Source organism: Rhodococcus jostii NBRC 16295, assembly GCF_001894825.1.
Lineage (GTDB): Bacteria > Actinomycetota > Actinomycetes > Mycobacteriales > Mycobacteriaceae > Rhodococcus_F > Rhodococcus_F jostii.
The window spans coordinates 30817-54413 of record NZ_BCWY01000041.1 but is presented as its reverse complement, the minus strand read 5'-3'; the positions used below and the strand labels follow the sequence as shown (position 1 = coordinate 54413).

General features: G+C 62.3%; 18 protein-coding genes and 2 pseudogenes. 3 read left to right on the top strand and 17 right to left on the bottom strand.

Going from position 1 to position 23597, the window contains the following annotated elements; translation table 11 throughout:
• Window positions 1-65: 65 nt before the first annotated feature.
• Entirely contained in the window at window positions 66-1382 is a 1317-nt protein-coding gene (locus RJ1_RS25030) for an MFS transporter (RefSeq protein ID WP_143048837.1), read from the top strand.
• A gap of 362 nt (window positions 1383-1744) precedes the next feature.
• Here the strand turns inward: RJ1_RS25030 and RJ1_RS25025 are convergent, their stop codons facing one another.
• The 17 genes and pseudogenes from RJ1_RS25025 to RJ1_RS24940 form a co-directional block, all read right to left on the bottom strand.
• A complete protein-coding gene (locus RJ1_RS25025) occupies window positions 1745-2869 on the bottom strand; it encodes an XdhC family protein (RefSeq protein WP_073364897.1) in 1125 nt (374 codons plus the stop codon).
• Window positions 2862-3959 carry a vWA domain-containing protein gene (locus RJ1_RS25020; RefSeq protein WP_073364895.1) on the bottom strand — a complete coding sequence of 366 codons (1098 nt, stop codon included), beginning with the start codon at window positions 3957-3959 and terminating at the stop codon, window positions 2862-2864. The genes RJ1_RS25025 and RJ1_RS25020 overlap by 8 nt, the downstream gene beginning before the upstream one ends.
• 3 nt (window positions 3960-3962) lie before the next feature.
• Window positions 3963-4847, bottom strand: a complete 885-nt coding sequence (locus RJ1_RS25015; protein ID WP_073364893.1) for an AAA family ATPase — start codon at window positions 4845-4847, stop codon at window positions 3963-3965.
• A 264-nt stretch (window positions 4848-5111) separates the two neighbouring features.
• Window positions 5112-6092: a LysR substrate-binding domain-containing protein gene (locus tag RJ1_RS25010; RefSeq protein WP_073364891.1), complete on the bottom strand. Its 981-nt coding sequence runs from the start codon at window positions 6090-6092 to the stop codon at window positions 5112-5114.
• A 244-nt stretch (window positions 6093-6336) separates the two neighbouring features.
• Window positions 6337-6603 carry a DUF3263 domain-containing protein gene (locus RJ1_RS49335; RefSeq protein ID WP_073364889.1) on the bottom strand — a complete coding sequence of 89 codons (267 nt, stop codon included), beginning with the start codon at window positions 6601-6603 and terminating at the stop codon, window positions 6337-6339.
• 254 nt (window positions 6604-6857) lie between these two features.
• Window positions 6858-7000, bottom strand: a pseudogene (locus RJ1_RS46035) (GTP 3',8-cyclase MoaA); the annotation flags it as partial.
• Between the two features lie 91 nt (window positions 7001-7091).
• Entirely contained in the window at window positions 7092-8012 is a 921-nt protein-coding gene (locus RJ1_RS25000) for an SDR family NAD(P)-dependent oxidoreductase (RefSeq protein WP_073364887.1), read from the bottom strand.
• A gap of 456 nt (window positions 8013-8468) precedes the next feature.
• The gene (locus RJ1_RS24995) at window positions 8469-9671 is read right to left on the bottom strand and encodes an acetyl-CoA C-acyltransferase (RefSeq protein WP_073364885.1); all 1203 of its coding nucleotides are present in this window, start codon (window positions 9669-9671) and stop codon (window positions 8469-8471) included.
• A 72-nt stretch (window positions 9672-9743) separates the two neighbouring features.
• Window positions 9744-11039 (bottom strand): NAD(P)/FAD-dependent oxidoreductase, encoded by a 1296-nt coding sequence (locus RJ1_RS24990; RefSeq protein ID WP_073364883.1) that lies wholly within the window; start codon window positions 11037-11039, stop codon window positions 9744-9746.
• Between the two features lie 53 nt (window positions 11040-11092).
• Window positions 11093-12472 carry an amidase gene (locus RJ1_RS24985; protein WP_218026509.1) on the bottom strand — a complete coding sequence of 460 codons (1380 nt, stop codon included), beginning with the start codon at window positions 12470-12472 and terminating at the stop codon, window positions 11093-11095.
• Between the two features lie 34 nt (window positions 12473-12506).
• Window positions 12507-13607 carry a pyrimidine utilization protein A gene (gene rutA, locus RJ1_RS24980; protein ID WP_073364879.1) on the bottom strand — a complete coding sequence of 367 codons (1101 nt, stop codon included), beginning with the start codon at window positions 13605-13607 and terminating at the stop codon, window positions 12507-12509.
• A gap of 122 nt (window positions 13608-13729) precedes the next feature.
• Complete coding sequence (locus tag RJ1_RS24975; protein ID WP_073364877.1) at window positions 13730-14296, bottom strand: NADPH-dependent FMN reductase; 567 nt, start codon at window positions 14294-14296, stop codon at window positions 13730-13732.
• 630 nt (window positions 14297-14926) lie between these two features.
• Window positions 14927-15249: pseudogene (locus RJ1_RS49330) on the bottom strand (biotin carboxylase N-terminal domain-containing protein); the annotation flags it as partial.
• Between the two features lie 88 nt (window positions 15250-15337).
• Complete coding sequence (locus RJ1_RS24955) at window positions 15338-17017, bottom strand: FAD-dependent oxidoreductase (protein WP_073364869.1); 1680 nt, start codon at window positions 17015-17017, stop codon at window positions 15338-15340.
• A 98-nt stretch (window positions 17018-17115) separates the two neighbouring features.
• Entirely contained in the window at window positions 17116-17322 is a 207-nt protein-coding gene (locus tag RJ1_RS24950; protein WP_083400368.1) for a ferredoxin, read from the bottom strand.
• An 81-nt stretch (window positions 17323-17403) separates the two neighbouring features.
• Window positions 17404-17814 (bottom strand): carboxymuconolactone decarboxylase family protein, encoded by a 411-nt coding sequence (locus tag RJ1_RS24945; protein ID WP_143048833.1) that lies wholly within the window; start codon window positions 17812-17814, stop codon window positions 17404-17406.
• A 286-nt stretch (window positions 17815-18100) separates the two neighbouring features.
• Window positions 18101-18595, bottom strand: a complete 495-nt coding sequence (locus RJ1_RS24940; protein ID WP_073364865.1) for a VOC family protein — start codon at window positions 18593-18595, stop codon at window positions 18101-18103.
• Between the two features lie 351 nt (window positions 18596-18946).
• Between RJ1_RS24940 and RJ1_RS24935 the strand changes: the two genes are divergently transcribed.
• The gene (locus tag RJ1_RS24935; RefSeq protein ID WP_073364863.1) at window positions 18947-21046 is read left to right on the top strand and encodes an oxidoreductase; all 2100 of its coding nucleotides are present in this window, start codon (window positions 18947-18949) and stop codon (window positions 21044-21046) included.
• Window positions 21047-21270: 224 nt separating this feature from the next.
• A complete protein-coding gene (locus RJ1_RS24930) occupies window positions 21271-23592 on the top strand; it encodes an ATP-binding protein (protein WP_073364861.1) in 2322 nt (773 codons plus the stop codon).
• Window positions 23593-23597: the final 5 nt, after the last annotated feature.

Genomic DNA, 23597 nt, shown 5'->3' with positions numbered 1-23597 from the left:
CGTCAATCGTGTTGCCACACGCGACACTAACTAAGCTAAGGACACCGATGTTTGGAAAAGACGCCATGCCCCCAGCCGCGGGCATCGCCGATACGGCACTGACAGAGCCGCAGCGCCAGTCGCCCGTCAAGGTCATCCGGGCGGCCATGGTGGGCACTGTTGTCGAGTACTATGACTTCGCCATCTACGGCTATATGGCGACCATCATCGCCTCGCTGTTCTTCGTCTCGGAGAATGACACCGCTGCACTGCTTGGCACATTCGCTACCTTCGCTGTTGCTTTCTTCCTTCGCATCCCCGGCGGTATCTTCTTCGGCCACATCGGTGACAAGTACGGCCGCAAGAACGCTCTCTCGTGGACGATCCTTCTCATGGCGCTCGCCACGGCGGCGATTGGCTTCATGCCCACATATGTCACCCTTGGCGTGTGGGCCACGTTAACAATCGTGCTCGCGCGTTGCTTGCAGGGCTTCGCTGCGGGTGGCGAGATCGGCGGCGCCAACGCATTCGTCTCTGAATCGGCGCCCGCGCGTTGGCGCGCCACCCAAACGTCGATGGTCAATTCAGGGGCCTACCTGGGTTCACTGGTGGCCTCGCTGGTCGCGCTCGCTTTGACCTCGATCTTCACCCACGAGCAGATCCTCCATTGGGCGTGGCGTGTGCCGTTCCTGTTGAGCCTGATGATGGGTGTCGTCGGTATCTGGATCCGGAACTCCATGGAGGACACTCCGCAGTTCCAGGAGTTGGCGGATAAGGGCGAGACGAAGAAGATTCCCGTGAAGGAGCTCTTGAGCACCTCTGGCATGAGCCTTCTGAAGATCGTTTTTCTCGGTGCCCTCATCGTGGGTGGGTACTACATTGCCTCGGTGTACGCGGCGACCTACCTACAGACCCAAGGGGGGTACTCCTCGTCGATGGCGTTCCTGTCCACCTCGCTGGCGCTGGTTCTGGGTGTGATCACGCTTCCGATCTCGGGTTATCTCGCGGACAAGTACGGCCGCAAGCCGGTGCTCTTCGCCGGCAGCGCGGCGTCTGTGGTGCTGGGCATTCCGATGTTCATGCTGATGGCAGGCGGCAGTGTCTGGCAGGCGGTCGTGGGCCAGTCGGTACTATTCGTCGCAGTGTCGGTCGTCAACGGCGCCACATATGTGACCTACGCCGAGATGCTTAAGGCCTCGGTGCGCTACAGCGGGCTCGCGCTCGGGAACAACATCACGACCATGTTCCTCGGCGGCACAGCACCGTTCATCGCGACCTGGCTGATCGACGCCACCGGAAACTCGCTCGCACCCGCAGGGTACTTCGTATTCTGTGCAGTCCTCACCCTCGTGACAGTCTTCTCCGTAAAGGAGACCAAAGGTATTGAGCTGCAGTCTGATTAGCAATGATCCGAATCCGGCGGTGAGGAAAGTATAACCGCGTGTCGATGAGCTGGAAATCACAGTAGTCATGTATCGCCGCGCGAGCCGCATCTCGAGGTCGCCCTGCCCAGTGACGGGGATCGCCGCTCTCCGAGTTTGGATCAATAGCATCCGGGACGCACGGCTCTGTCGCCGATCACCTCGCCTGCACCGAGGGGTCTCGGTGGCGAAGCCAGAGCCTCCCGGGGCAAACGGATTCGGTATCAGTCGCGAAACCGTCTAGCGGTACTTCACTTCCACGGCGACACCCATATTAAGTAATCTGGACGGGCCACGGCCACCACACACTGATACCAATTTGTACACAAATTGCCGGGGAACGGTCACCGTACGACCGCGCTGTCGCGGTGGATAGGGCCCTGTAGCGCGGAAAGACGCACACCCTGGCCGCCCCAGCGCAGGGAAATGATTTCCGCGGCGATCGACACCGCAGTCTCCTCAGGGGTGCGCGCGCCGAGATCGAGGCCTATGGGCGAGGACAGGCGTTCCAGCTCTGCTGAGCTGAACCCCTGCTCGCGCAGGCGATTTATCCGGTCTGCGTGAGTTTTCCGGGAACCCATCGCGCCCACGTAGCCAAGGTCGGCACGCAACGCGACGGACAACAGCGGAATGTCGAACTTCAGGTCATGGGTCAGCACCGTGACCACGGTGCGCCGATCCAACCTGCCCGCCTGGAGCTCCTTCTCCAGGTATCGGTGTGGCCAGTCGACGATCACCTCGTCCGCCTCTGGAAACCGGCTCGCGGTGGCGAACACCGGCCGTGCATCGCATACGGTCACCCGGTAGCCGAGGAACGAGCCCAGCCGCGCCAGCGCGGCTGCGAAGTCGATCGCGCCGAACACCAGCATCCGCGGTTGCGGCTCGTACGACGAGACGAACACCGTCATGCCCTCGCCGCGGCGCTGGCCGGCCGGACCATAATGCAGCGAGACGCTACGCCCGGTTGCCAGCACCCCCCGCACGTCATCGGTGACCGCCTCGTCGGCGCTCTCCGAGCCGAGGGAACCCCACCGCTCGTCCGGCCACACCAGCAGGTGAGCACCGCGCACCGCCCGATCGGGATGTTCTATCACCGTGGCCAACGCGACCGGCCGTTCGGCGGCAACCGAATCGCCGAGTAGCCGGAGCCATGGTGCATCGACGATCTTCTCCACGAACACGTCTAGGATCCCGCCGCAGGTGAGCCCGACAGAGAACGCGTCCTCGTCGGTGACACCGTAACGCTGCAGCACCGGAACCTCGTGGTTGACGACCTCGCTGGCCAGGTCGTAGACGGCACCCTCGACACATCCGCCAGAGACGCTGCCGCTCACGGTGCCATCCGCGGCGACCAGCATCGCCGCACCGGGCTCACGCGGGGCCGAGTGGAAGGTGGCCACGACGGTGGCGAGCCCGAGGGTCTCGCCGCGAGAGGTCCGACGCAGCACTTCATCCAAGAGTTCACGCATCGCGCACCTTCTTCAACAGTAGTTCCAATGTGTAAAGACTGTGCCCGGCAAGCAAGGCATGCACATGGGGCAGAGCCACGGCGATACCGGATTGCACCGGTTGGTAACCGTCGCGTCCGGAATACGGATTAACCCAGAACACCCGGTGTGCGAGGCGACTGAGCCGCGTCATTTGTTCGCCGAGCTGCGCGCAGTCACCGCGTTCCCAGCCGTCGGAGAACACCACGAGGACCGCCCGCCTGGCCATTCCTCGCTGCCCCCAGCGGTCGCAGAATAACTGGATGGCCTCGCCGATCCTGGTCCCGCCGGCCCAGTCGGGCACCGCATGCCCGGCAGCGGCGAGGGCGAGTTCGGGGTCCCTGACCCGCAGCGCCCGACTAACTCTGGTCAGCCGGGTTCCGAAGGTGAACGTCTCCGTGCTTGCCGGGGCAGCGCGGGTGAGCACATGCGCGAACCGCAACAGCGCATCCGAGTACGCGCTCATCGAGCCGGATACGTCGATCAGCAGCACCACCCTGCGCGGCTTCTGCCGTTTGTTGCGGTAGGCGAGGTGCGCCGGTTCACCGCCTGTTGCCAGCATCCGCCGCAGGGTCAGACCCGGGTCCAGCTCACCCCGCCTGTTCGGTCTCAACCTGTTGCTGCGCCGCCGGGGTGGCCGGGTGTCCAGCACTGTCAGCAGCGTCTCGAGGTGAGCCCGTTCGGTCGTGCTCAGCTCCGCAAGGTCACGGTGTCGAAGCACCTCGATGTCTTGTGCGGCGGTCTGCAGCGCGTTCTCGGTGCCCTCCTGTTGCTCAGCGTGCTCAGAGGTCAGTGCGGCGAGGTTGCTGCGGTGGGGTTGCTCATGCAAGTCAACGGGCGGCGCACTCAGCCGGGACACACCGAACCAGCTGGAGAACACCCTGTCGTACACCGAAAAGTCGTCCGGCTCCGCGCACAATGAAGCGCGGCCGGCCCAGTACAGCTGCTGCGGATCGGCGAGGTCCACGTGCTCGATGCTGGCCAGGAACGTGCGGTTGCGATGGATGTTCACCCGCAGCCCCGACGCGGCGAGTGCGCGACTGAAGCCGATCAGGCCGGGCAGCGGGTCCATGGCTCACCCGGCCAGCAGGGAGTCCAGCCCTGCGGCGATGACCCGATCGGTGTCCTCATGGAACTTCAACACCGCGCCGAGGGTGGTCGCCGCTGTCTGCGCGTCCAACACGTCCCGTTCGAGCGCGAGCAGCGCGTAGGCCCAGTCGATACTCTCCGCGACACCTGGCGGTTTGAGCAATGCCATCTTCCGCAGCTTGGCCACCGCCTGGGACACCTGGTGCGCCAGCGACTCGCTCAGCTCCGGGACGCGACTGCGCAGGATCGCGATCTCCCGTTCCATATCGGGATGTTCCAGCCAGTGGTAGAGGCAGCGGCGCTTGAGCGCGTCGTGCACGTCGCGGGTCCGGTTGGAGGTGAGCACCACCAGAGGTGCGGTGCTCGCCCTAACCTCGCCCAACTCCGGGATGGTCACCGCGAATTCGTCGAGGATCTGCAGCAGGAACGCCTCGAACTCGTCGTCCGCGCGGTCGATCTCGTCGACCAGCAACACGCACGGCGCCGAACGAAGCGCCCGCAGCAAAGGTCGATCGAGCAGGAATCGCTCATCGTACAAGGACTTCTCGGCTTCGTCGGCGTCGAGCTGGCTCGTGTTCGCCGCCTCGAGGGCACGCAGGTGCAGCAGCTGACGGCCGAAGTCCCAGTCGTACAGCGCTTGGGAGATGTCGATCCCCTCGTGACACTGCAACCGTATGAGCTCCAGATCGAGCGCCTCAGCGAGCGCCTTTGCCAGAGCAGTCTTTCCAGTTCCCGGCTCGCCCTCACAGAACAGCGGTTTGTGCATCTTGCACGCAAGGAAGAGCGCGGTGCCAAGGCCTGGGTCGGCGAGGTAGCCTGTGCCAGCCAGTCGCTCAGTGAGGTCTTGCGCGGAGACGTTCAGTTGGTCCACAGGCCCACCCTAACGTACGTAAGTTCGTTTTGTGTTGCATTTAACAAGTTCGCCCTGCGGCAGCGCGTCGACCAGCTGGGTCGCGCGGATCGCCTCGTAACAACACAGCCTCGTAGCAACACAGATGTCGAGCTCGACGGGAAGGACGGCGGTGCGACCGGAAAGATGCACCAACCCGCGATCAATCCGGAAGGACCGCAACCGTCAGAGAAGAAAGCCCACTATACAATCATGATCTCCGCCCAATCCAAAGTAGCGTCAACGCTATGTTGAAGCCGGAGCTTGTTGCGCCTGCGGGACATCCGCTAAGGGAGCGCACGGGACGGGCTCCGCTCCAAGTCTCGTCTCAGCCAATGCCGCGGCGAGCCGCCGGTACTGCTCACTGCGACCGCTCGAACTCCGGAAGACGAGCCCGACGGTCCGACTTGGCGCGGGCGAGGCGAATCTCGCGGCCGCCACGGCGACGTTCTGCGTTTCGATCTCGGCGACCGACTCAGGCACCAAGGCAGCCCCGTGGCCGCCAAACACACACTGCACGACCGTCGCTAGCGAGCAGAACCTGGAGTCTGCTGCCACACCGAACGCACCGACCGAGCGGCACAGATCCAGCGTACTGTTGCGCAAGCAACTCCCCTCCTCCAGCAGGAGCAGCTTCAGATCACGCAGTGTGGACAACGGTAGGCCCAACTCCCCGGCGATCGGGTCACCCTGCGGGACAATCAAGATGAGATCCTCAGAATAGAGCTCGATCTCGACACAGCCGCTGCAAGCCATCTCCTGCAAAGCCAACACGGCCACGTCCAGAATGCCGGCTCCTAGCGCCTCCAGTAGCCCAGCCCTCTGGTCCTCGACTATAGAGAGACGCAGGCCCGGAAACCTCTTGCGCAACGCGGGCAACATTGCCGGAAGCAAATAGGGCGCGACGGTCGGGATCAAACCGATCCGGATTGGCTCGAACCATTGGCCCTCCTCATCTGAGGCAGCCGCAACGAACATGTTGGCGCACTCCAGTGTCCGCACCGCCGCCGGTAGGAGACGCATACCGGCGCCGGTAACAGTCACCCGACGGGTGCTGCGATCAATCAGCTGCACCCCGAGCCCAGCCTCAAGTACTGCCAGTCCCTGCGAGAGTGCGGGCTGACTAATTCCGAGATACGCTGCAGCACCGCCAAAGTGCCGGTGGTCGGCTACTGCAGCGAAGGCACGGAGCTGCGCCAACGTGGGGTGAAAGTGGTGATCACTCATTGCCATCAATTGAGTAAACGGGAAGTCCCGCCACAGTCATGAGGCTCTCCCGATCCGGGTGGAATGTCGACGCGGGGGTTTCTTAACGACGAATCGGCGAAGTCTCAGCCCAGCACCGTGCGACTTCGCATCCGCATGCGGGTGAGGCCACCCTACCTGCATGGGCGGACGTGTCGGTCGGAACGGTCTCAGCACCCTAGCTGCTGCCACCCACCCGACGAGGTATGTTGGCACCAGTGTCGATCTACGGTGCACTGCGTGATGATTCAGCATTTATTCTGGGCGGTTTCCTCGGCGCGGTCGACTTGGAATGGGCGTTGAGGCGATCAAGGAACCGCCTCTCCTCGGGCGACAGCAGCGCTACTCCGGCCTCCTCGACAATTCGCGTGAGGTGCCCGTAGAAACGGGACGGTGTCATGCCGAACTTCACCAGGATGTCCCCGCGACATGGCCCACCATAGGGTATCCACAGACGCGCGAAGTCGAATATGTCCTTGTCGTCCGGATTCATTGATTCCTCGCAATCATGATGTCATTCCGCGGTGGTGGTGGTGATACCACAACGTTCCACACCGGCACGTGCCGGTCTCGGGTGAGCTCGTCATCATGCACAACGGCTGCGACTGCCAGGACCCGCTCCATCTGTGGGCCGTGCAGCGCACCTAGCGCGTCCTAGAGCTCTCCGAGCCTCACACCTTCTCGTGTCTGCACGGCCCCGTCGTTGCGCCGAGGGGACTCCGCCGCAGCCGCGTAGTACCGGACCACTCAGCCACCGATCGCCCCCATGGTGCGCTTCTGCGACTCGAATCCGTCCGAGTCGATAGCGTGGCCGGCGTTTTGTCCCACATCGCTTCGCGCCACAACTGTGCTACCTCCTCATCACTCGCACCGCGACGGAGGGCGGCTCTCGGTAGCCCCGGCGAGACGTCTCCAGCGAAACGGATGGATACGGGGCAACACCCTATTCTGATCTGCGGCGCCGGTATTTGCGCCTAGCACTTACAGTGCGCGCGCGACTTCAGCGACCTCAGCAAATATGTTTTCGGGTTCGATATACGGCTCCGCCACTCTGATCTCGGATAGATGCTCGGAGATCGTTGACGGTGAAACGAGGTCGACGTCGGGCGCCGTCCACCCCCGCCCGATTCCCACGAACACCCGAGCGTAGCGTCCTGCGCACGCGGAGAATACTTCGCCGGAGAGGCTGCACTCGGGACTGCCGAGATAGGCAACCAACGGTGCAACGGAATCCACCGTGCGACGCTCCGCCAGTCTGCCGTCATAGGAACCGCCGTATCGTTCCCGTTGCACGCTGATGCCCGGGATGGGATTGCTGGCGCTGATCGTGGTCGAGGCAAAGGGAAGTACCAGATTCACGCCAATTCCGTGATCAGCTCCCTCGACAGCAAGTGCCCGGGTCAGCCCGAAGACTCCTCCCTTGGCCGCACAGTAGTTGCTGTTGGCGCCCTGCCCGAACATTCCGGCGCTCGAACCGGTCATCACCACACGGCCATAGCCATTGCTCTTCATCACACGCCACGCCGGCTGTGTCACGAAGAAGGCCGCCTTGAGGTGGACGTCGATGATTTCCTCGATGTTGGCCACCGTTAGGTCCTCGAACAGCGCCGGCCGCAGGAAGCCAGCGTTGTTAACCACGACATCCACGGTGCCATACCGGCTCAGAGCGAGGTCGACAATGGCCGCACCGCCCTCGGCGGTCGCAACCGAGTCGTAGCTGGCAACCGCTCGGCCTCCGAGTTTCGCAATCTCGCTGACCACAGCATCGGCATGCTCTACCGCCACATCGTTGACTACGACACGAGAACCAAGACGGGCAAACGCAAGCGCCTCAGCCCGGCCGATTCCCTGTCCCGCCCCCGTCACGATCACGACCTGCCCTCCGGGCGAAGCTTGATTCACTTCGGATTCCTCTCTGTGTTGTGCGGCGACCTTGCCGTAGTCGGCAGCCCTTGCCCGACAATGTGCTTCGATCCCAATACCTGCGGGCCACGCCCAATGCCCGAAGACCAGCTGCCGCTAGGTCGGGGACGGCTTCGCCTACCCGATCGAACCCCGTTCGACGCGTATTCCCGTATATGTAGCGGGCGTGGATTCCGGCAATGACAGCCAGCTTGAAGTAACCGAGCACGAGATAGAAGTCCAGGTTGCCCGGATCCCGAGAGGAGGCCGTGGCGTAACGCTGTGCCATTTCCGGAATCGAAGGCAAATGATCGCTGGTGGAAGCCGCGAACCCGTCCGGGATTGGGTCGAAGGCAGGATCGCGATAGACCAGGTGCAACGCGAGATCGGCCAGTAGTCACCGATCGTGGCCATCTCTCAGTCGACCAGAGCACTCGACATTGCCACCGCCGGTCGTCACTCGGTGACCTCGAACAGGCCGGCGGCACCCATGCCACCGCCGACACACATCGTGATTACCACGTACCGTTCACCACGACGCTTGGCTTCGATCAACGCGTGGCCCACCAGCCGGGCACCGGTCATCCCGTACGGGTGCCCGACCGAGATGCCGCCACCGTTCACGTTGAACCGCTCTGGATTGATACCGAGCTCGTCTCGGCAGTACACCGCCTGCGACGCGAACGCCTCGTTGAGCTCCCACAGGCCGATGTCATCGATCGTGAGGTCATGCGCCTTCAGCAGTTTCGGAACTGCGAACACCGGACCGATGCCCATCTCATCCGGCTCACACCCGGCCACCGCAATACCCCGATACAGGCCGAGCGGCGTCAATCCACGCCGCTGCGCCTCCCCCGCCTCCATCAGTACCGACGCCGACGCACCATCCGACAATTGCGACGAGTTGCCCGCCGTCACGGTCGATACCGTGCTGACCTGGCCGTCCGGCAGCACCGCGCGCAGACCCTGCAAACCCTCGAGAGTGGTCGACGCACGGTTGCCCTCGTCCCTGGTCAGCGTCACCCGCTCCCTGCGCACCTCCCCCGTCTCCCGGTCAATGACCGTCTTGATACTGGGCAACGCGACGATCTCACGATCGAACCGGCCCGCGTCCTGCGCCGCCGCGGTGCGCTGCTGCGACAACAGGGCGTACTCGTCCTGCCGGTCCCGGCTCACTCCATATCGCTCGGCAACAATCTCGGCGGTCTCCAACATCGGCCGGTAAATGGACGGTTTGTGCTCGACCAGCCAGGGATCGGCGGCGCGATAGTTGTTGGCGTGATCATTCTGGACCAGCGAAATCGACTCCACACCACCGCCGACCGCGATCGACATTCCGTCGCTGATGATCTGCTTTGCCGCCGTCGCGATCGCCATTAACCCCGACGAACATTGACGGTCGATCGTCATGCCCGACACGGTCTCCGGCAAACCCGCACGTAGCGCCGCCTGCCGGGCAACGTTTCCACCCGAGGAACCCTGCTGCAGTGCGCACCCGAGGATCACGTCGTCGATCTCACCGCCGTCGAGTCCGGCGCGCTGAACGGCGTGCGAGATCGCATGGGCCGCGAGCTCCTGGGCCTGAGTGTCGTTGAACGCCCCGCGGTTCGCCTTGCCGATCGGCGTCCGCGCCGTGGAGACGATCACAGCTTCTCTCATTTGATACTCAGCTCTTCCTGTGTTGTGCGAAGGGATGGCGTTCGCCGATCATGTGCTTGCGGATATCGACCCTTACGGGTCGAGGCTGGGACTACCACTGGAGCGCATAGGCGCCCGGTTGGAGTTCGCCCGATCCAATCGAGGCTTGGGGTTCACCAGCGAGGCGATCTTCTCGCGTATCTCCCCGACCGACACAGCGCCACCGTCACTGAGCGCGCGACGACACTCCACCAGAGCACGCACCCAATTGACGGCAACCACACCCCGCAGGGCCCGGTCGCTATCGCCGTACAACACTGCAAACGACCGACCCGGCTCCGGACCCGTCACCACACAATGCTCGAAGTCCCCACCAGTACGCCCCGCGATCTGAACCTTCCAGTCGTACTGATCGCTCCAGACGTACTCCAACGGCGCATGCGTACGCGGTCGCTCCGGATGAGTAATGTTGTGCGCCACACACGCCGCCTGTTCGACAGCATTCGTCCAATGCTCGACACGCACCAGCGTCGCATACGTCGGGTGATACCAGCGCGCAACATCACCAACCGCGTACACCCGGGGAGCTCCGACCGCCCGACTGTACTCATCGCATACCAGCCCGTCGTCGACCCGCAAACCGGACGAACTCAGCCACCCGTCATTCGGGATGGCACCGATGCCTATCACCACTGTGGCCGCATCCAGGACCGATCCGTCCGACAGGTGAACCCGCAACGCTCCCCGAACGCCGTCGATCCCCTCCACACCGACACCGAACCTGGTCCGGACCCCGTTACGTTCATGCAACTCCGTGAACAACCGGCCGATCTCCGGGTTGAGAACACGGCTCATCGGGACAGCCTGGGGGTCGACCACCGTCACCTCGAGGCCCAGGCCGCGAGCCGTCGAGGCGACTTCGGATCCGATGAACCCGCCGCCGATCACCACCAGGTGGCCACCCCGCGCAAGGTCGGCGCGCAACGCGGAGGCATCCGCCAACGAGCGCAACACATGCACACCGTCGGGGCGCCCCCACGGCGAAGGGCGCGCCCGGGCACCCGTCGCGATCACCACGTCATCGAAGGCCAGCCGCTCACCACCGGCGAGCACAACCTCACGACCCGGCACATCCAGATGAACGGCGCACCTGCCCAGAACCAATTCGATGCCCGCGGCGTCGGCTTCCTCGGCCGACAACAACGACAATTTGGGCGCACGCTCACCGCCGGCCAACAGCCCCTTGGACAACGGCGGCTTGTCATAGGGCAACTCGAGTTCTTCACCGACGAGGACAACCTCACCGGTGTACTCACACGTACGCAACGATTGCGCTACTCGAACGCCTGCAACCGACGATCCGACAATCACCACTCGCGGGGTCCGCATCGACCGGCTCCCTTCTTCGACGTGCTGCGGCGAGTCAATACCTCCTGACACAGCTATCCCCTTACCGGCATGCTCTGGTCGACAAGCGCACCACGTTGTGCCGCCGCACTTTCGCGGCGTTTATCCGCGTCGAGCCTCCAGCCTCCTTTGGCGACGAACAGGTCGGTTACTTCCGCGGAGATTGCGAGGAGTTGCCGGTCGGTGTAGCGCGGCGACACCAAGGAGAGTCCGACCGGCAGGCCGTTCGGACCGGAAAACCCCGGAATGTTGACGACCGGTGTGTGCAACACGGTCCACATCGAGTTGAAGACCGGATCTCCGGTGCGGTCGATTCCGGGTGGTGCCTCGCCCGGCACGCTAGGCGTCAGCACGGCGTCGAAAGCGCCTGCTCTTTCGTCGAAGATCCGTCGAAGTGATGCGACCTTGTCATACGCATCGACGAGGTCCCGTCGCGACACCGTGTTCCGGTCATCGACGAAGGCCATAAACTCGTCGCGAAGAATATCGGGGTGCATGAGCGCTTCGTGCAGAAAGCTCGTTCGAGCCTCCCCGGCCAAAATGATCCCAAACTGGGTCAGCACGTCGTCGAAGGCTGACGGCAAGGTCAGCTCGTCGACATGGGCGCCCGCATCACGAAGCAGGGCGGCGCCGAGGTTCATGGCCGCTCGAGTGGCGTCCTCTGCCCGGTCCCAGGCGGGACCCTGATAGAGGCCAACGCGAGCATCGGACAATTCGATTCGCTTGGTGGGCACACAGTCCTCGAGCTGGAAGACGTCCGCAAGCAGTTCGAGATCCTGGATTGAGCGTGCACAAAACCCGAGAGTGTCGGTGGACGGGACGAAGATCTTGAGACCTTCTCTGTTGATCGCATTCCAGGTGGGCTTCAGGGCTGAAATACCGTTGTAGGAAGCTGGACGGATGGTCGAGCCGCCCGTCTGCGTCGCAAGCGTGATCGGGACGTGAAAGTCGGCCACCGCAGCGCCGGATCCGCTCGAGGAACCGCCCGGCGTCCGCGCGAGGTCATGCGGGTTTCTAGTCGGCCCGCCCGACGCAGTTGCCGCGAACTCGGTAGTCACCGTCTTACCGAAGATGAGGGCACCCGCAGCCCGCAGCGTCTGGATGCACGCGGCATCGATCCTCGGAGAATCGTCTGCATAGATTGGTGAATTCTGTTGTGTTGGCATGTTCTTGGTGAGGATCACGTCCTTCACGCCAATCGGGATGCCGTGCAGGGGCCCCTTCCGCTCTTCGCGGTCGAGGCGCCGAGCTTCGGCCAGTACCGCGTCTGGATCGAGGTATGACCAGGCCCGCACGCTGAAGTCTCGCTCCGCGACGCGCTTCAGGCAGGACCTCGCCAGTCCTTCCACTGTGAGCTGGCCCGTTCGAAGAAGAGGGAGGGCTTCCGAACCGGTCAGCATGTGGGGTTCGATCACAGCTCAGCCCTTCCCACCTCAGCGCGCCACATCATCACGATCCGGTCGCCGACAGAGACTCACCGATTTCGGAGCGGCTCTTCATCAACGGCTGGATGTACTGGCCGAACTGTTCGATCCCGACGAGATAATCGTCGAAGATCAGCATTACGCCCGAGACACCGGGAATAGCTGCGACGTCATCGAGTGAACGTGCGACCGTTTCGTATGAACCGCAGATGACGTGAGGAACGGCAACTTTCGCCTTCAGTGCGTTGTTGATGGTCGAACTGGTCGTCACTCCACTCGACACAGTCGGATCGGCGGCGCTGATCAATCCCATCGCGGCCATTGCCTCGGCGTCTGCGCCCTGGTTGTACGTCTCCCACTTCTTCATTGCTTCTTCATCCGTCTCGGCAGCAATTACCAATTGCAAAACATAGCAGCCGATTTCGTTGCTGGATTCACCCTTGGCGACGTTGAGCCGCTCCACGGTCGGCGCGATGTCCTTGGGGACATTTACTCCATTGTCGACCACGAAACCGTAGTCGCAGTAGTCCGCCACAAACTTCATGCCCCGATCGCTCTGACCCGCGGACACGACCTTGATGGGCTGCGAGGGGCGTGGCAGCAGATGGCAGTCGTCCATCTGGAAATGCTCCCCCTTGAAGTTCGAGCGCCCTGTCTCCCACAGCTCCCGCATGATTTGCATGTACTCGGAGGAGTAATCGTAGCGATAGCCGAAGTACTCGTCGCCGGGCCAGATGCCCATCTGATCGTATTCGGCCTTCGCCCAACCAGAAACGATGTTCACACCAAACCGTCCGGGCGCGATGGAATCGATGGTCACAGCCATGCGGGCAACGACGGCCGGCGGCATCGTGAGAACTGCGATCGATGCGTACAGATCGATCTTCTCCGTCACGGCAGCCAGACCCGCCATCAGAGTGAAGGACTCCAAGCCGTAATCCCAGTACTCGGTCTCGCCCCCGTATCCGCGCCATTTGATCATCGAGAGCAAGAAGTCCAGATCGTAGTGCTCGGCGCGCCGAGCAATTTCTTTGTTCAGTTCGAAAGTAGGCATGTACTGCGGGGACGTGGATGACAGCAGCCAACCGTTGTTGTTGATAGGGATAAAAACACCGATCTTGGTCATGGATGCTCCTCGAAGAATCGGTCCGGACCACGGAAGACAGAGTGGCCGGTACTGCGATATGAATGTGTACGTCGATTTGTGAGTGGGCATTTGATCGATCAATGCCACGCGCCTCGAAGGCGCTACCGAGACATTGCCGCCAGTGGGCGCGGACGGACCACGATGTTCTCCAGATGTTGCGTGAACGCCCGAGTCGTGTCGGCGAAGGACTGGACGTCCGCCAGAGCCGTTTCCTTGAGTTCCCCGTTTTCGAACGATTGCCCGCTCAGGTACAGGCTCGTCGGAAGTGCCACGGCACCAAACCACGAACCGATCCGTCTGATCTCATTGTCGACCGCAAGGTAGTGGTGAGCCGTCGCGCCCATCGACACCAGTCCAAGGGCCTTGCTTTCCAGAGCCTCCACGGGCACAAGATCCAGAAAATTCTTGAGTGCGCCGGGCATCGATGCTCGGTATACCGGCGAGAAGAGCACGACGGCGTCCGAAGTAGAAACGACGTCTACTGCATGCTGCGTTGCCACCGACAGCTCGGCCAATGGGCGACCATCTGCCCAATCAACCGGCGCCTCATGCAGATTGACGACGTTGTCATTTGACAGCTGCTGGCCCACCGCGGCCGAAAAGGATTCAAGAACGCTCCACAAGCGGCCCGGCCGGCTCGCAGTTCCGTAGACAAGGGCAATATTCATGTCAGCCTCGCCCGCACTCGCCGAGCGGGTTGGCTGGACGCTGTTGGATCACTTTTACCTCCGTCGCCTGAATACAGCCCCGCAGAATGAGCGGCTGCCACCTTCAGTGTTGCTCGTTACTAACGATCGATCGTACGCACGACTCTGGGTGCGGTCAAGGGTTGCTAGGGTCGACCTGCGTGGGCCCCCACTCCCCTACGACCAGGAGATCTCCGGGACCTGCGACACCCGGGGGATTGGCGACGCGGGTGACCGTGCCGGAGCGCGGAGCGTGCTCGGGGTTGGCCTTGTCCGCCCTCTCCGTGGTCGACACTTCGCTGGCGATCGGCCGGTCGCGCACCCTGGACCGGCGCAACTGCCCGTTCAGGATGCACATGACCCTACGCATGCCGCGTTCGTCCGGCTCAGAGATGGCCCGAGCCTGATCAGCAGCTGGACCCCGGAGGGCGAGCTGAACGTTATGCCCCTCGCCGCTCTGGAGACCGTCGAAGAACTGGTTACTCCAGAGCAGCGAGGTGTGACAGTACTGTTCGCTGTGGTTCTCGTAGGACCCGGGTCGGGCTGGGGAACAGCAGTCGGTTCAGCGTGGCGCGCGTCTTGGCAGGGCCGGCCGCACGCGTCTGGGGTGGACGGGCCGATGAAGGTGATGCCCCCGTCCGCGCACGCGGCGGGAAGAACCGGGTTCTCCGACAGGAAGCCGTACCCCGGATAGACGGCGTCCGACGGGCCGCGCGTCAACCGAGAGATAGGTGCACACAGGGCGACTCGGTTCACCGAGCCGGTAAGCCTCGTCGGCCTTCAACCGAAGTCCCGGAGCTGTGATCCTTGTATTGGAACATCGCAACCGTCCCGGCACCTAGTTCAGACGCGGCCCGGGACGCGCGAACAGCGATCTCGCCACGATTGGCGACCGAAACCTGCGTGACATGCGCGCAGACTCCCTCCTGGTACACCGTTGATTCGGTGGATGCTGTACTAGGGCTTGCTCGAATCACGTTCGCGCGTTGGATCAACCATCCGCTAGCCGTGGCTATCGGACCTTTACGAACGGACGACGGCAAGCATGCTCTCGACATCGACAAGCTTGACCCGAGTACGGCCCCGCGAATCACCGCTTGCAATCTCCGCCTGGTCGATTCGCGTCCAGCCAGCGAAGTCGACGACATCCGGATTACGTTCTGCAACCAGTCTTTCCAATTCGTGCGCACCGGACTTGGGAGCGGTGAGTTTGCCGTTCTCGAAGTCGTCGATCAGCCGCTCGACGGTGTCCGCCGCACACTTCTTGTTCGTTCCGATCACGCCGGAGGGGCCCCTCTTGATCCAGCCGGCGGTATAGACGCCCGGCACGGGCGCACCCGTCGACGGCTCCAGGACCCGGCCTTCGTCGTTGGGAATCACGCCCCGCACTTCGTCGAACGGCACATCCACCGTCGAGCTACCGCGGTATCCGATCGAACGCAGCACCAACCCCGCCTCGATCAGCTCGGTCTGGTCACCTGGTGTTGCGAGAAGGGATCCGTCCGGCCCTTCATTGAGGACGTTGCGCACGATCGTCAGACCCGTGACCTGTTGTTCGTCGCCAACCACCTCGACGGGAGATTCCAGATAGCGAAACACGATTCGTTTGGCAGCGCCCGTCGCCTGCGTGCCCGCAACTCTCTCCGCGAGTTCCGCCTTTATCCGCACGGACGGCTCGACGGCACCGGACTCGATAAGGCGGATGCTGTGCTCATCGAGCTCAGCTTCCGCGGGATCGATGACAACATCGACGTCAGCGAGGTTGGTGAGGGCGAGGAACTCGGGGTTCGTGTACGCGGCCTGAGCGGGACCTCGGCGGCCGAGCACCACTACCTCACGTATGTTGCTCTTTCTCAGGGCAGCAATCGCATGGTCTGCCATGTCGGTCTTTTCGAGCTCGTCGGGGTCTGTCACCAGGATCCGTGCGACATCGAGCGCGACATTTCCGTTGCCGACAATGACTGCGCGTTCACAGGACAGATCGAACCGGCGGTCCACGAAGTCGGGGTGACCGTTGTACCACGCCACGAACTCGGTCGCGGCATGAGAACCCGGAAGGTCCTCACCCGGAACGCCCAATCGCCGATCTCCTGGCGCTCCCACCGCGTAGATCACGGCGTGATTGTGCGCGAGCAACTCCTCATGGCTGAGATGCTTGCCAACCTCGACGCCGAGGTGCAGTCGAAACCCGGGCTCGCTGCCCAGTGACTGGAAGACGTCGGTCACGGCCTTGGTGCCGGGATGATCAGGCGCAACTCCGAACCGTATGAGGCCGTATGGCGTCAGCAGCCGTTCGAACATGTCGACCTGCACCCCTGGCCGGGCCAACAGCTCCAACGCGGCATAACTGGCGGCGGGCCCGGACCCGACGACGGCAACGCGCAACGACGAATAGTCGAAGTCCCTTTTGGCGGAGCGCCGAGGCACAGCCGTACCGGGTTCGATGGGGTACTTCTCGTAGTATGCGGCGTTGATCTCCAAAAACGGCATCATCGCATCGTCGAGATCATCGTCGGGACGAATAGCGTCGACCGGGCATGCGTACACACATTGGGAACAGTCGATGCACGTGTCGGGATCGATGTAGAGCATCTCCGTTCTCATGAACGGCGCCTCGTCGGGAGTGGGGTGAATGCAGTCCACCGGGCACACACTGACACACGACGCATCATTGCAACATGCTTGCGTTATTACGTAGGTCATTCTCTACTCGCTTAATCCCTAAATCCGACACGAACAACGCCGCCGGCCGGAGCAACCATCGCACATCGCATCGCAGACAACATCGCGAAGATCACGAGCTACTCCGAGGGGATGGCGATGGCCGCGCTCGGGCAGTTGTCTCGCAGATCCCGCGCGAGCGACAGCGGCACCGTGGCGCCGGTTGTATGGGCAATTCCATCGTCATCTCGCTCGGTGGCGGCCGGCGCCAGCATCTCACAGATGCCCATCCCGAAACACTTGCCGGCGTCGATTTCGATCGCCACGGGATGGTGCTCATCGCTCATTCCGTTGCCACCTCTCGCGGAGTGAAGTTGAATGGCACACAGGGGACGATTCGTTCAACCCGTTCCCGGGCGAGCACGGGCTCACACCGGTTGCTCGTCGCGCAACGGGATCGCGTCGGGCTCTCCGAGCTCCGCAAGCGTCCGTTGCGCAATCGCAAAGGAAGTGTTTGCCGCCGCGGCGCCGCCGTACAGACCTGCGTGTAGAAGCGCTTCCGCGATCTCCTCGACCGATAGGCCGTTTCGCCGAGCCAGTCGTACGTGAACGGCAAGTTCGTGCTCCTGCCGTGTCACAGCCATCATCGCGAGCGTCATCAGACTCCGCTCGCGTAGGCTCAGCCCAGGCCGACCCCAAATCTCGCCCCACGCTACCCGCGTGATGTATTCCTGAAACGGCCTACTGAATGGGGTGATACTTGAATTTGCTCGGTCGACATGCTCATCGCCGAGAATATCGCGGCGGATTTGCATCGCCCTTTCTTGGAAATCGCTCAACGTGACCCTCCTCGGATCAATACATCGCCCTTCACGGGCTCGCGGTATCTGGCAAAGATCAACCACTTGGTCGACGCGTGTCGGCTCGGATTCAGGCGATCAATGGCAACCAGTCGTCGTGCGGCCGATCACCAACGGTGGTTGGTGGGGATCCCAATGCGAGCGGCTTGACCACCGGATCAAGCCGCCCACCGTGGGGACCCAGCCGTTCCTTCTCGCCCCAAACCCAGCAGAGTGAGGCGAAACTAGTTGCTTTACTGGCTAACTCAGTCCATGTACGAGACTACTACCTGGGGAGTCCAATTGTCGGCTGCCATGTTCCGTTGACCGACAGGTACGCGTTGGCAACTTCGATGAGAACGCCATGCCCCGGGCCCTGGTGGATGAATCCCCATTCCTGCCACGGCATGGTCGGGTCCATCACGAGCTCTCCGTCGTTCTTCATGCGAATATTCTTGTCCTTCAACTCCTGCGTAACCTCTCGCACATTGCTGGACGTGAAGCAGATGTGGTGCACGCCCTCGCCCGCCTTGTCCAGACGGGTGTACAGCGGCGTCTTCGGCGTCAGCGGCTGCATGAACTGAATCTCGCATTCCGTCGACGGGAACGTAGCGAAACTGAGACGCTCCTCCCCCACTCCGAAGTCTTTGTAGAAGACCAGCTCATTGTCGAGCTGCTTCGGGTCGAGAACCGAGAGGATCTCACGGTAATCGGCCACCGCTTTGTCGATATCTTCGACAAGCATGCAGACGTGTGCAAGCTTGTGATTGTTGACCGCCATGGGGTTCTCCTTTGTATCGGCGACACTAACGAGCGATCGTATGGCGATCGGTGCGGACTGTCAACACTTCGGCCCCGTCTAGGTCGGCAAAGCCCTCGAGCCCTGCGTCATCAATGACAGCGAGATCGCTCCTGCCGACTTCATTGCTCGGTTAATCTTGTTGGTGCCCAGATTAATTTGCGACTAGTGCTGAGTGGATTCGCGCACTACTTCAACATGCCCATGACTTCAAGTGCCGCTGCCCAGCCTTCAGTCACCGATACCGGACTGTCGAAATCTTGACCAGCAATCGTCGACACGCGTACGATCGATTGTTAGTCTTAACTTCCATGAATGAACTAGGAGCTGGTAGTGGATCTCGTTCGTCAGCCCATCGACCTCGGCGCCATCCGTGTCAAGAACAGAATCGTGCTTACCCCGCACGTATCGTTCCTGGCCGAGAACCATCTACCTTCGCAGCGCCTCATTGACTACCTCGAGGAGCGCGCAAAGGGCGGAGTAGGTCTCATCACGGTGGAGGCCAGCTCTGTTCACCCGTCGAATGTCCCATATGAGGGCGTTCTCTACGCGTTCGACCCCAAGTCGGTTGAGGGGTATAGCCGTATCGTCAAAGCGGTCACCGCGCACGGTGCACGATGCGTACTGGAACTGTCCCACAAAGGCGCCGCGGCGAAGTCCGGAATCCTCAGCGGTCGGCCCCTGCTCGGCCCCTCCGGCATTCCCGAGGCATCGAGCCTCGAGGTCCCCCGCGCGATGTCACTCCAGGACATCGCCGACGTGCGGGCCGGCTTCGCGCTCGCGGCGAAGCACGCGGTCATGGCTGGGTTCGACGGTGTCGAGGTGCATTCCACCCACGGCTACCTGCCGCAGCAGTTCCTGTCACCGCTCTTCAACCGGCGAACCGACCAGTACGGCGGTTCTCTCGTGAATCGCATGAGGTTCCTGACCGAGATCCTCGATGCGGTTCGGTCGGAGCTGGGGTCGGAGAAGGCTCTCGGTGTCCGACTCGCCGGCCATGAACTCACTCCAGGTGGACTTGAGACCCAACACTTCGCAGAGATTGCGGTGCGCCTGGTCGACGCCGGACTTGTCGACTACATCAGCGTTACCGCAAGCACCCACTTCAGCTACAACAAGATCATCCCAACGGTTCACGCACCCGCTGGGACGTTCGTAGCGTACGCGCACGCGATTCGCTCAGCCATTCAAGAACGTGTGCCCGTTATCGTGGCGGGGAAGATAACTACCTTGGCCGAAGCCGAGGCCGTCATCTCCTCCGGCAAGGCCGACCTGGTTGGCATGACGAGGGCAAACATCGCCGATCCGCATCTGGTCCGCAAGACCCTGTCAGGCGAGGTCGACGATGTGCGGCCCTGCGTGGGTGCGAATATCTGCATCTCACACAGCGTCGATCGCCGGCCGTTGTCCTGCGGACACAACCCTACTGTCAGTCGAGAACGCGAATCGAAGAAGCGAGAGGATAACATCCGCGTCGCGCTCGAGAAGACCAGCATGACTCCGCGGATCGCGGTGATCGGTGGCGGGATAGCAGGGCTGAAAGCCGCCGAGACCGCGGCGCGAGTGGGCGCGCAGGTCACGCTCTTCGAACGCGAACGCGAACTCGGCGGCGCGCTTCGATACATCACCGTCGGAAGCGTCGAGCGCGCTCCGCTGCTCGGCATCGCCCAGTGGCTGGCAGATCGAGTGGCCAAGTTGGGAGTGACACTCCGGCTCGGGGAATCAGCTCCCGGTGGACAGTCTGCAGAATTCGACGCCTGGATCGTGGCCACCGGCTCGACCGCCGACCGCACCGGGTTCAGCACGCTCATGCCAGACGAGCCGATTCTACCGGGCATTGACGGGAAGAACGTGGTATTTCCCGATGAAGTTCTGCACTCCGGGTATGAGCGCGACTCGCAGATCACGCCTCTCAGCCTCAGTGACGGACGATCACGAGAGGTGCTCGTCATCGATGACGACAGCGGCTGGATTGGTTACTCGGTCGCGAGTTACTTTGCCGAGGCCCGTCATCCAACAACCCTTGTAACCGCTCAACCAAAGTTCGGCCATCGTATCCTGGGCACTCAAGAGGTCCCCGACCTTCACGAGCAACTCCGCAGGCGCGGTGTCAGGATTGTCAGCCATCACTTGGTCGGTCGTATCGACGACCTCGAGGCCACGGCGATCGACCTCGACAACGGTGAAGCTGTCTCCTTGGGTGAATTCGGCGTGGTTTGCGTGTCCCGGTCCAGGAAAGCCCATGTGCCGACGGCAAACCAGGCCTTCCTGGATGATCCACGAACGCTCGTCATCGGTGACGCTGCGGCTCCGCGGGGCATCTTCGAAGCCGTGAACGAGGGATACTGGTCAACATTGACACTATTGGAGAACGTCCTGGATATCCGTCCAGACTCATCTTCTCGGGAAGCGAATCTCGTCGACCAAGCCTGAAAGCTGATCCAACTACCACTGGATACCCGCGTCCCTGATGGTGTGGCTGCGCCGACGTCACGCCAGGTTGAGGTAGGCTCGCTATGTGCCCTTGGCCCGAGGCGGCCTGCGGCAACGTGGAGGCGCCCGAGTTGAACGGATCAAGCAACATCCCCCCAGATGAGTGCCGGACCACCTCATCCGGTTGGGAATTTTCCGCAACACGTGGGGCAACCGAGGACCGTTTGCCGGCCGATCTGACCACCTTCGTCGGCCGGCGGAGCGAGCTCGCCGCAGCGAGGAAGCTGCTCAGTGATGCCCGTCTCGTCACACTCACCGGTGTTGGAGGCGTCGGCAAGACCCGCTTGGCTACGCAGTTGGCACGTTCGCTACGTCGCGCATTCGCCGACGGCGTCTGGATAGTCGAGCTGGCGACACTTCGAGATGAGACGGTGCTGGCTCAGACCGTGATCGATGCTCTCGACATCACCGAAGGTTCCACACGCTCCCGCTTAGAAGTCCTCAGGGACTTTGTCCGCCACCGCGAAATACTTATCGTGATGGACAACTGCGAGCATCTGCTCACCGCAGCCGCTACCCTCATCGACTCCTTGCTCCGTCGGGCGCCAGGACTCCGAGTACTGGCCACCAGTCGCCAGGCTCTGGGGGTTCCGGGTGAGCATCTGATGCCGATTCGGCCCTTACCTATTCCCATTCCTGGCAAGATGCCCGAATCTGGCATGTCCTCGGAGTTTGCAGCAGTCACCCTGTTCGTCGAGCGTGCTGCGGCAGTTGTTCCGGATTTCGTCGTCACATCGGAAAACGAACCTCAGATCGTGCAGATCTGCCAGCAGCTCGAAGGCCTACCGCTTGCGATCGAACTCGCCGCAGCGCGGTTACGCGTACTGGCGGTCGGCGAACTGTACGCCAGCCTAAGTCATCGCTTCACGTTGCTTACAGGCGGAAGCCGCACAGTCGCCGAACGTCACCAGACGCTGCGGGCGACAGTCGATTGGAGTTTCGATCTGTGCACCGGCGCGGAACAAAAACTCTGGGCCCGGGCCTCGGCGTTCGCCGGCACCTTCGATCTCGAGGGCGCTCTAGCCGTTTGCGGCGATACCACATCCACCGCCGAGTCCATCCTCGAGACGATCACGGGATTGGTGGACAAGTCAATCCTGGCTCGTGAGGAAGACACCGGGCGTGTTCGCTTCCGGATGCTCGAAACGATCCGCGAGTACGGCGAATCGAAGCTTGACCCTCACAGCCGGGGTACCGAGGTGCGCCAACGCCACCTTGCCTGGTGCGTGGGCTTAGTCGAACGCGCTGCACAAGACTGGTTCGGGCCGGCGCAGGAACGCTGGTGCATACGACTACGCACGGAATACCCCAACCTTCGCGTAGCGCTCGAGTACTGCCTCACCGAATTGCGAGACCATGAGACCGGCTTGCGGTTGGCTAGCCCATACTTCCTGTGGATGGCGTGCGGGTCCTTGGCCGAGGGGAGGTACTGGCTCGACCGAGCGCTTGCGCTCTCGCCGACTCCCAGCATCGTGCGTGGCAATGCGCTCTGGACCAACGCGTTCATCGCAAACACGCAGGGTGAATTGGATGCTGCCGAAGCGATGGCCGAGGAGTGCCGATCATTAGGCGGGAAGCTCAACGATCAAGCGATCGTTGCGGCGGGAAATCACATGCTCGGATGCGCGGGACTCTTCCGCGGCGAGCTCGCTGCGGCCTGTGAACTCATGGAGAGCGCCTTGGAGGACTATCTGGCCCTCGGCATCCGCACCGACCCGGAGGTAAACCTCCGGTTCGAACTCGGCCTCGCTTACCTGTTCACCGGGCGGCCGGACCTCGCCTTCGAGCAGTACGACTACTGCCGAAGGGTGTGCGACGAGCACCAGGCGCCGTGGCTGCTTTCCTACGCCTTATGGGGGATTGGCCTGATCGAATTCACGCGCGGCGAACTCCATTCTGCCGCAACACACGTCCGTGAAGGACTACTACTCAAACGAGTATTCCGCGACACCCTCGGCCTCGCAGTCGTCCTGGACACTCTGGCGTGGATAACGGCAGCCGATGGCGACGCGCTGCGTGCCGCAACCTTACTAGGCGCCGCAGCTCAACAGTGGAAGACATTCAGCCGTCAACAATTGTTCGGATACAAAGACTTTGTCGCACAGCGAGAACGATGTGAGACACAGGCACGCCGACAGCTCGGAGATAAAGAGTTTGCGGATGGATTCAGCCGAGGAGCAAAGATGTCCATCGACGACCTGCTCACGTACGCACTCGGCGACCGGGCCGTCCCGAAAAGGCCGCAGCCACCGGTCCAGGATGGAGCGAGCACAAGCCTCACCCGCAGGCAACGAGAGATTTGTCAACTAATCGGGGATGGGTTGACCAACAAGGAAATTGCAGCCAAATTGGTGATTTCGCTACGGACCGCGGAGAGTCACGTTCAGCATATCCTTACCAAGTTGGGTTTCACCTCGCGCGCCCAGGTTGCGGCTCTCGTGGCTCAGCAGCGAACGGTATCGTCCAACCCGCTCGACGGCAGGTGACGATA